3 protein-coding genes are annotated in these 1,712 nt (G+C 71.8%); all 3 read left to right on the forward strand.

The window, feature by feature from the left end:
• The first annotated feature begins 409 nt into the window (after window positions 1-409).
• Window positions 410-835 (forward strand): thiol-disulfide oxidoreductase DCC family protein, encoded by a 426-nt coding sequence (locus VF092_26795; GenBank protein HEX6750925.1) that lies wholly within the window; start codon window positions 410-412, stop codon window positions 833-835.
• Window positions 836-886: 51 nt separating this feature from the next.
• Entirely contained in the window at window positions 887-1,243 is a 357-nt protein-coding gene (locus tag VF092_26800) for a hypothetical protein (protein ID HEX6750926.1), read from the forward strand.
• A 76-nt stretch (window positions 1,244-1,319) separates the two neighbouring features.
• A partial coding sequence (locus VF092_26805) for a hypothetical protein (protein ID HEX6750927.1) occupies window positions 1,320-1,712 on the forward strand: 393 nt, incomplete at its 3' end.

Genomic DNA, 1,712 nt, shown 5'->3' on the forward strand with positions numbered 1-1,712 from the left:
GCACCATCCACCTTTTCGACGGCAAGGTGGTGGACGCGCTCCCCGAACACGCCAGCCTCCACGGCGCCGAGCTGCTGGCCGCCGTCTGATTCTCCCGGATTTCGGGAAACGGCAACGGCAACAGCGGGTCACACGGAGGAAACGGAGAACGGCCGGAGGGAACGGAGCCCGGCCGCGGCACCTCCGCCACATCCTCCAGTCCCGCGTCCTCACACAGGAAGATGACGGGGGAAGACGAATGGATTCGAGGCAGTTCTCCGTTTCCTCCGTTCTACTCCGTTTCTCCGTGTGACCCGCTGTTCCGCGGCGCCGCGCACGCGAAGAAGGTGGGGAAGGATGAAGGCGATTTCCCGCGGGGGGCGCGAAGGGTACATTTCTCCTGCACCCTTTGAGTGACGGAGGCGCGCGCGTGGAGACGGCGACGGAGATCCCGCCGGTGGACGGGCCGCTGGTGCTGTACGACGGCCAGTGCGGCCTGTGCAACCGCTCGGTGCAGCTGATCCTGCGGCACGACCGCCGCGGCGCCTTCCGCTTCGCCGCGCTGCAGTCCGAGCTGGGCCAGGCGCTGCTGGCGCGCCACGGGCTGTCCTCGGAAACGATCAGTACCGTCGTGCTGGTGGACGGCGGACGGGCGTTCACCAAGTCGCGGGCGGCGCTCCGCATCGCCGCGAGGATGGACGCGCCGTGGCCGGCGATGCGGGTGTTCGGCATCGTTCCCGCCCCGCTGCGCGACGTGGTGTACGACTGGGTGGCGCGCAACCGCTACCGCTGGTTCGGGCGGACCGATGCATGCATGCTTCCGCCCCCCGAGGTGCGCGCCCGCTTCCTGGGCTGAAGACCGGTTCCCGCTGGATCAACCCTCGACCCCCTGGAACGAGGTGGTGCCATGATCCGCCTGTCCCCCATCCCCATCCTGGCCGTCCTGTCCGCCTGCGCCACCATCGCCGGCAGCGGCGTGGACCGCGAAGACACCGCGCTTCCCCAGCACCTGGCCCACATCCCCATCTACTGGGCGGGCACGCTGCCGCAGTGCGCCACGCAGCCGGTGGGGCGGGTGAGCGCCCTGTCGCGCGCCGCGCTGCGCGAGCGGGCCTACGAGGCGGGCGGCGACGCGGTGGTGGACGCGCGGGTCCAGTCGCGCGCGCAGTCGTACTCGATCGGCCAGCGGCGCTCGCTGCAGACGGACGTCAACAACATCTACTACGGGATGGCCGTGAAGCTTTCCGGCAAGTGCACGCTGTAGCCCGGCCGATCCGTTCCACGTGGCGCCGGGAGGGCGATCTCCCGGCGCACCCCTGACCGACCCTGATCCGCACCCGATGACGAATCCCCACCGGTTCACCCCCGCCGCGGTGCTGCTGGCCGCGGCCGCGCTCGCCTGCGCCGTTCCCGCGGCCGCGCAGCGCCAGGTGCAAATCCCCGTGCTGTACCCGCGGCCCACGATCACGCCGACGGTATTCCCGGCCGACACGTCGGGCCTCCGCTTCCGGCTGGACCAGGTGGTGGGGAGCGCCGGCGCGCAGGCCCGCCCCGCCCGCGCCACCGGCCGGCTGCTGACCGCCGCCGAGCAGCAGCGCCTGCTGGGCCGTCTGGCCCCGCTCCAGGTGATGGAGACCGCGGCGGACTCGTTCCACTTTCCCGCCGAAACGCTGCGCCCCCCGCGCGCCGGCCGCGTGATCGCGGACGTTTTCCCGGCGCGCGACACCTCCGCG

It is taken from the genome of Longimicrobium sp. (assembly GCA_036377595.1).
Taxonomy (GTDB): domain Bacteria; phylum Gemmatimonadota; class Gemmatimonadetes; order Longimicrobiales; family Longimicrobiaceae; genus Longimicrobium.

Bases quoted from the DNA above. Each gene is read 5' to 3' on its own strand.
- VF092_26800 (HEX6750926.1), top strand. From the start codon at position 887: ATGATCCGCCTGTCCCCCATCCCCATCCTGGCCGTCCTGTCCGCCTGC.